We start from the raw sequence: 8,132 nt of genomic DNA, 5'->3' as shown, positions 1-8,132 counted from the left end.
ATCAAGAATTTGGATTGCAATAACTCCACTCTCAACTCTTAACTCTCCACTCTGAATGAGTAATATCCGTTGACGTTTACTATAGATTTTACAAAGTATTAGTAGGATTTAAAGTATCTTAATTTATCGGAAAGAAAATATTTCGGAATAATTTTTACATTGAAATTTTCAGTTTTGTCCTTTACCTCAAATGAACGGCTAATTCTTTTACTGTTCTGTCCCAGTATCATGTGATCCATCACATTTGAAACATATTCACCTGAATCGCTTTCAATATCATAAATGATATATCCCGAACTTTCCGAAAAATCAGGTATCTCCATTGTAAAAGTCATACTTAATGTTATTTTTGTATAAAGCTGACCGTCCTTTAAAATATCGGAATAGCCTTTTGACACAGAAGTCTTTATATTCTTTTCGGAAACTGTTGTTCCTCCGATAAAGTATCCGACAGGTTGATAAGAAGCGATATGTTCTGTTTCAAAAGTGCCTTTGCCGTCTATCATCAAGACTGTTTGTTTATAAATTTCGCTTGTGCCTGTAACATCTTCTTCCAAAACAAGCTTAAAAGGCTCTTTTATATCAGAAGTCACCGTCACAATATAGGCATTTCCGATTTTTTCGGGATTGCCTATTGTTATTTTTGGTTCGGTTATATTATCATCATTTTCTTCAACAGCATAAGGCAAAAACTTTTCAAGCTCCGAGCCTGTCGGAAAAAGATATTTTTCTTTGAGAATATCTCCACCGTTTGCGTGCTTGCGATAATGCACAGCCACGACACCGACGCAACCGTATTCACAATAAATGTTTTCATGTTCGTTTATTTTGAATGTAGCACCGCCGTATACTCCGCTTCCTATAAAATTGCTGTCAGGCGGACGAATGGCACACATTTTTTCATAAATTTCCTGAGCATTTTCAGACTCAGCTACAATTTCGTTGACCTGTTCCATAGTGATATAAGGTGTATTTTCATCGACCAATCCCGCTATCACAGCCTGTTTAAAAGGATTTTCAAAATTTTCGTATATCTGTTCATACTGTTCTCTTGTCAAATTCAAGTAACCATACTTATCAAAAATACTTGCCCACACCTGATCAGGATCTACCGCTGACATAAAATGCTTATCGCCTTTGTAATTTGACATCATGTCATCTGTAAAAGATTTACGTTCTTTGCATATTTCGAGGGATTTTTCATATTCCTGTTCATACTGTTCCATAGTCATTTCCAAACCGTAATATTTGTAAAAAAGTGAACGCATAATATTGTAATTGACCTGTTCCGCAAATTGTTCCATAGCCTCCGCTTTTTTCTTTAATATTTCCTGTGCATCTCCGGAATTTAAATCCTCATTTTCAAAATAATCTTCTCTTGAAATACCGTGTTTATCCATGTAATACGATGAAAATTTATCAACGAAATCATTTGCTTCCTTTTGCTGAACCATGCTTTCATATATTTTTTCGCATTGTTCCTGTGTAAGATTTACTCCGGAATAGAGGTCAAATATACTTTTTAATATCTCCTTACCTTCGGAAGAAACTTTTTTATCATAATTTGTGATAAAGTTGTAAATGAACTGCCTGCACTCGTCCGATGTTTCATCACTGCGTTTGACAAATGCCGAACTGCTCACATTTTTATATACCCTGTTCACATCATCTTCTGAAAGTCCCTCGATAAATATATTTTTTTCCTTGCAGTATTCAACTGCTTTTTGATATTCGTCCTGCGAGTTGCTTTCCGAACTGCTGTCGGCAGGCGGAACTGTTATCTGTGACTGTCTGCCGAGATTGATAAGAATTGCCGACGACAATGTAATTAACACCAATACAGCAGCGGCTGTGAGAAACTTCACGGCAGATATTTTTCTTTTTGCGGAAACTTTGAGAGCTTCATCTATCAATTCTTCATCAATGCCGCCGATAGCCGAAAAAAGTTTGTTTTCATTCATAACAATTCCTCCTTTGATAAATATTCTCTGAGTTTGTTTCTTGTTCTGAAAAGTGAACTTTTTACTTTGCTTTCGCTGATGCCGAGAATTTTTGCTATATCCGCAACAGGCTCGGTCATAAAGTATCTTCTGATAAAGATGATACGATTTTCCTGCGATACGCTTTTCAGAAATGCACCTATAACTTCACTCAACTCTTTTTCTGCCGTTTGTTCAATATATTTACTGTCTGGCAGACATTCTGAAAGTTCCTTTGTCAGCTCCACCACAACGGCATTACGTTTTTGAGCCTGTGCTTTTTCAGCCATGTGTAAAGCGGTATTTCTGCATATCTTCGCAAGATAAGCAAAAAAATATTTCGGCTTCTGTGGCGGGATAGTGTCCCACGCTTTCAAATATGTATCGTTTTCGCATTCCTCCGCATCCTCTTTATTGCAAAGAATACGATATGCCAATGCTTTCAGCCGTTCACCGTAACATTCTTTTGTTTGGCTGATAGCATTTTCATCACGCTCAAAATAAAGCTCAATGATCTTGTTGTCATCCATACTACTGCCCTCCCGGAAGTTTCATTGATCCGACTTTGTTTGCCTTCTATTATTATAGACCGAAAATATATTATCGGCGTTGCATTTTTAAAAAAATTTTTTTCATAATAATGTAACCTTTTGGGATAAAATACGATTAGTTATATAGAACGAAATTGTCAATATTACTTGACAAAATCCATCTGAAAAAATAAAATAAAAACAATCAGGGAATTTATCAATAAGGTGGAAACAAAATGACAAAAATCATAATATGTGATGATGACAGGGATTTTGCGGAATGGTTTGAAAAAATCATCATAAGATACTTTGAAAGCTCAAAAAAAGAGTTTATTATCAAAAAATATTATTCTGCCGAAGAAGTGCTTTTGTCTGACATGAATATGACGGATATAGCCTTTCTTGATGTTGAGATGAAAGCTATGAACGGCATACAGCTTGGCTATGAAATACAAAGAAAGTGTCCGGATATAACAATATTTATCATAACATCATATTCTCAATATTTAGATGATGCAATGGATTTGAAAGTATTTCGATACTTTGAAAAGCCCGTTGATGAAACAAGATTATTCAGAGGTCTGGATATTGCATTGAGGACAACGCAAAAAATCGTTTTTATGTCGGGCAATATCGAAACAGAACTCAATGAAGATGAAATCGTGTGTATTTACACTTCGCTCAGAAAAACATCTGTTTTAACTGATAAAGGTAATGTTATCACTTCTAATACGAACATAAAGGAATGGCAAAAAAAATTGAGTACCTGCAACAGCTTTTCATCTCCTCATTACAGCTATATTGTAAATTTGAATTACGTTGCAGGAATATGTGAAGATAAAATCATGTTACAGTGCAAGAACGGCAAAACAATGAAAATTTACGGCTCTCAAAGAAAAATCGGAACTTTCAAAAAGGATTTTTACAGGAAAATGAGGGAGAACAGATGATATTACAAAATCTTGCCATAATTTTTATATCTGTCTTTTGTTCTTACTCAGAATATATGTATTTATCGCAAATCGAAAACATCAAACATAAACGCTTGATAATATTGTTCAGTGCGTTAAATCTGATAAAATATTTGTTGTATTGGTATTTGGGCAGTTACTTCCCATATTTCATTGTATTTTTGATAGTAACATTGATTTTATCACGAAAATTATTATATTCGTTGGTGATAACGGTTTTATTATTTGTGATAAGTTATGCAAGGTATCTGATTTTACGGTTAGTAATGCAGGATAGATTTAATGACATCATGTTTGAAAATGAGGGATTGACAGCCAATCTATATATCTTTGTATTATCTGCTTTGGCAATTTTTACAGTTTGCCAAATCATGCGGAAAGAAAAATTATTACTGTTCATACCGATTTTATCCGTTATAGGAGTATCGGGTGTATTTTATACCGAGTGCAGAAATATTGACAGCATATTGACAGAAATATCCGTTTTTGTATTTCTTACGATAAATTTGATTTCATTTACAGTTTATGACAGTTATGTGAAAATGTCGGAAAATTTGCGTGAATTAAGCCTTATTGAGCAGAAGAAAAAGCTTGATTACGAACATTACAAGCTTTTACAAGATAATTACAACAATTCAAGGAAGCTAATGCACGATATAAAACATCATTTCACTGTCATTCAGGGAATGGCAAATGCAGACGGTATTCACGAGTATATTACCGCATTGTCACAGCAACCTATCTTTGAAAGCAGAAAGAATTTTACGGGTAATAGAATTGTTGATATTATCATCAATCAAAAGTTTGAAGAATGTCAAAAGAAAAACATTGTTTTCAATTTTGAACATAATCATACAGATTTTTCTTTTATGGAAGAAACAGATATTTGCTGTATTTTTTCTAATCTTCTTGATAATGCTGTTGAGGCTTCAAGTCGTTCAAGCGAAAAAAATATCGACTGTAAGTGTTATACAAACAAGACAAATCAGCTTTATTTTATTGAAATATCGAATAGTTGTGATAATAAGCCGATAACAGAGGAAAATAAACTTGTCACATACAAAAAAGACCAAAAAAATCATGGCATTGGTATGGTGAGTGTCAAAGATACTGTCAAAAAATATCATGGGGACTTGCATTTTGAGTATCTTGAAGAAAATCATATTTTCCGAACAGTTGCCATGCTCCAAAGACGGTAGGAAAAAATCCTATCGTTTTTTCATTTTTTCAATCGTTTTTTCATAAAGACTTGTATCTCATCTTGATTTTTGATATTCTTCTCTTGTCATGACATGAAAGGAGAAGAAATGAAAACTATACGATTAGTGTTTGGAAGAATTTTTACTTATTTTTCCGAAAACAAGCTGATTTTCATTCTGTACACGCTTGGCAGTATTGTTTGTATTTTCATGATGATCTATTATTACGGAAATATATTAAGTTACAAAAACGGCTCAACAGATGATGACATATCTTTTCGCATTTACAGAGCAGATTTCACTGTTCCTGTCAATATGACGAAATCGTCACTCGATAAACTTCATGATTTTGAACAGGAATATGGAATACAAGATATTAGCTTAATTTCCGTAATAAGTGCCGATGGTGAAGATGATATGGACTTTACAGAAACGCACCCTGCATTTTATCTTAACTTTTCCGACAGCAAAAAAACAATGATAATTGAAACATCTCTCAATGAAGATACAAAAGGAAAAAGTGAAGATATAACCGTAAAAGGAAATAAACTGCAAGCTGTGAAAAATTCGGATAGTTACTGTATATCTGCCGAGAAATATTTTTCGTTGGGATTGAGAACTTGTCGTATCAAAATTTGTTTATCTCAAAAATTTTCTAAAAATATGATGTTCCGATACGGCGATTTTCTGAACCGAGTATTCCGTGAAATGTACCCTGAAAGCGATATTGAAGTAAAAACGCCTGCTAATTTTTACGGAATTGAAGATTCTGATATCATGAAAGATTTTACTTTAATAATGGCAGTGTTTGTAGTATCAATGATTTCATTTATGTTTTTGCTGAAATATATTATGGATTCGGCAAGATATGAAAATTCTGTTTTTATGATGGTTGGGGCTTCAAAAAAACACATTTTACTTATGAATGCCTTTGAAAATATTGTTATCACTACTTTTTGCACTGCGTTAGCAATTATTCTTCATATATCGCTTTATCGGAGTGTTTTTTCAAAGGTCAATATGTATGAAAATATTATTTATAATTTTGAGGATTATATGATCATCTCTCTTATGTCAATAGGTCTTTCTTTTCTGATACAGATTCCGTTCATATTCGTTTACTGGTCAAATAATATCAGAAAGATAAGGGAGGGCTGACAAATGAAAAAATTGCATTTGTTTTTTTCGTCATTTTCTCAAAATTTATTTTCATCGCTTATGCTTGTAGTGATAATGTCAGTTGCCTTGATAGCTGTGCAGAATGTAGTCGGACAGTATCGTTATATAAACTTTTCCAAGTATATTATAGAAAATGATTATCTCAAAAACAGTGATTATTTTATGCTTGATATGTTGTCTTTACCGCCCGAGTATGATAAACAGATTGAATATTCTAACAGTATCAGAGAAAATATTTCTGCTTTCAATGGGGTAGATGGTGTTGCCTATACCAAAAATAGTACATTGGAATATCGTTCTGTTAATATCAACTTGAGTATGTACAATGAAAGTATGAAAAAAGCTTTTAAAAAACAGCTTTCGGAGGGAAAGTGGTTTACATCACAAAGTTTTACGGACAATATGCCGAATGTCGTAATATGTGGAGCAATCTTTGATGATATTCCAATAAACAGTGATATTATCATAAAATTGCACAGCAATAAAAATATTATTGAACAAAAAGTTCATGTTATCGGAAAAATTGATTATCCGTACTTCTCGGCTGATTACAATACTATTTCCCAGAACGTTTCAACACAAAATTTCCTTGTACAAGCCAACTTTGTTATTTTTGATGATAATAAACAAACTCAAGAATTGCTCAATAAGTACATAAATATATCTTCTCTCTCATTCTCATATTTTGTAATATACAAAAACGATTGTACTCAGTCACAAAGGGAAGGAGTAAGGGATTATATGGACACCGTAGGCTCTTATGCAAACTATGACAAAATTTTGTACAATACCGAAAAAGAAATAAAGGAAAACATCGTAAAACAAATGATAACACCCATATTCCTCTTGATTGTATCAACTATACTGCTTATCAGTATTGCAACACTCAACACCTATAAAAAATTAAGGGAGCATACGATATACTATTTGTGCGGATGTAGCAGAAAAAATAGCTTTGGATACTTGTTTTGTGAGATAAGTATTATCACACTTATTGCGACTTTAATAAATATAGTCTATGTTTCGTATGTGATAGGTTTATTAAAAAGCGGTCAAATGGGCTACAATCAAAGCGTTGTTGACTATAATAATATTTTATTGTCCGTTGTTTACTGCATTTTAACTGTTGCCGTCACGATTATACTGCCTTTCCTCATTTACAGAAGAAATACACCTATCGAAATTTACAGGAGGAATCACAATGATTGAAATTTCAAAACTGAACAAATACTATAAAATCGGCAATGATAAAATGCACGCATTAAAAGATATTACTCTTAATATTCAGAATGGTGAAATGTTGGCAATCATGGGGAAATCGGGTGCAGGCAAGTCAACATTGATGAATATGATAGGTCTTTTGGACAAATATGATAGTGGCAGTTTAAAAATTGACGGTATTGAAGTGTCAATGTTGGGAGACAGCAAGCTGGCAAAGCTTCGTAATGAAAAAATCGGATTTGTCATGCAGGATTTTTCTTTGCTTGAACCAAAAACAGTCTTAATGAATGTTATGCTACCCCTTTATTTTAATAATAAATATAACTTTTCCAATATGAAAAAAATTGCAATGGAAATGCTGCGAAGAGTAGGCATTGCAGAACAAGCAAATAAAAAAGCCAATCAACTCTCAGGCGGTCAGAAACAGCGTGTAGCTATTGCAAGGGCTATTGTCAATGATCCATCATTCATACTTGCCGATGAGCCGACAGGAGCATTGGATACAAAGACTTCTGCCGAGATAATGGAACTTTTCAAGAACTTGAATGAAAATGGAAAAACTATTATTATCATCACACATGATATGGGAATTGCACAAGCGTGTCAGAGAAAAATAGAAATTTCCGATGGCAAAATTATATGAACATTCTTCGATTTCACAAAATAAATATTACAACATAGTTTGCAGTTTTAAAAGTCTGTTGACTTTCTCTTGTTATACAGCAGTTTCCGAGTTAAAAAAATAAAAAGTGAATTACGCCCCAAAAGGTATAGAATGGTGAGTAACCACACAGACCATCGGTCACCTGAAAGGGAGTAATTCACATGAAATCATTATACACCAAAACAAGTATAATAAGCAAGCAAAAAAGCATTTTTTGAAATATTCTCAAATGAGGGCAACCATACAAAGAATCATTTATTTGATTGCTGCTGTCTGTGCTGTGCCTGAATGGATTTTCAAGCGTGAATTACAACTTTGAACATTTCATCAGGTATATATCGGACAACAAGCTGAAATCATACTATTTCACGTTGAACGAAAGCAAAATA

The 8,132-nt window shown here is 33.3% G+C and carries 7 protein-coding genes; 5 read left to right on the top strand and 2 right to left on the bottom strand.

Annotated features, from left to right (window positions below; translation table 11 throughout):
* Window positions 1-98 precede the first annotated feature (98 nt).
* Window positions 99-1,961 carry a hypothetical protein gene (locus ACJROP_RS09515; protein ID WP_406535233.1) on the bottom strand — a complete coding sequence of 621 codons (1,863 nt, stop codon included), beginning with the start codon at window positions 1,959-1,961 and terminating at the stop codon, window positions 99-101.
* Complete coding sequence (locus ACJROP_RS09510; RefSeq protein ID WP_406535232.1) at window positions 1,958-2,509, bottom strand: RNA polymerase sigma factor; 552 nt, start codon at window positions 2,507-2,509, stop codon at window positions 1,958-1,960. The genes ACJROP_RS09515 and ACJROP_RS09510 overlap by 4 nt, the downstream gene beginning before the upstream one ends.
* A 236-nt stretch (window positions 2,510-2,745) precedes the next feature.
* Here ACJROP_RS09510 and ACJROP_RS09505 point away from each other — a divergent pair, with 236 nt between their 5' ends.
* The 5 genes from ACJROP_RS09505 (at window position 2,746) to ACJROP_RS09485 (ending at window position 7,722) form a co-directional block, all read left to right on the top strand.
* Window positions 2,746-3,459, top strand: coding sequence for a LytR/AlgR family response regulator transcription factor (locus ACJROP_RS09505; RefSeq protein ID WP_406535231.1), 714 nt, complete (start codon window positions 2,746-2,748; stop codon window positions 3,457-3,459).
* A gap of 134 nt (window positions 3,460-3,593) precedes the next feature.
* Entirely contained in the window at window positions 3,594-4,679 is a 1,086-nt protein-coding gene (locus tag ACJROP_RS09500; protein ID WP_406535230.1) for a GHKL domain-containing protein, read from the top strand.
* A gap of 108 nt (window positions 4,680-4,787) precedes the next feature.
* On the top strand, window positions 4,788-5,837 hold the full coding sequence (locus ACJROP_RS09495; protein WP_406535229.1) for an ABC transporter permease: 1,050 nt from the start codon (window positions 4,788-4,790) through the stop codon (window positions 5,835-5,837).
* 75 nt (window positions 5,838-5,912) lie between these two features.
* Window positions 5,913-7,067 (top strand): ABC transporter permease, encoded by a 1,155-nt coding sequence (locus ACJROP_RS09490; protein ID WP_406535228.1) that lies wholly within the window; start codon window positions 5,913-5,915, stop codon window positions 7,065-7,067.
* Window positions 7,060-7,722: an ABC transporter ATP-binding protein gene (locus ACJROP_RS09485; RefSeq protein WP_406535227.1), complete on the top strand. Its 663-nt coding sequence runs from the start codon at window positions 7,060-7,062 to the stop codon at window positions 7,720-7,722. Before ACJROP_RS09490 ends, ACJROP_RS09485 begins: the two co-directional genes overlap by 8 nt.
* The last annotated feature ends 410 nt before the right edge of the window (window positions 7,723-8,132 follow it).

It is taken from the genome of Methanobrevibacter sp., from assembly GCF_045220775.1.
Lineage (GTDB): Archaea > Methanobacteriota > Methanobacteria > Methanobacteriales > Methanobacteriaceae > Methanocatella.
The sequence above is the reverse complement of the archived record's forward strand: the minus strand, read 5'-3'. Positions and strand labels throughout refer to the sequence as shown.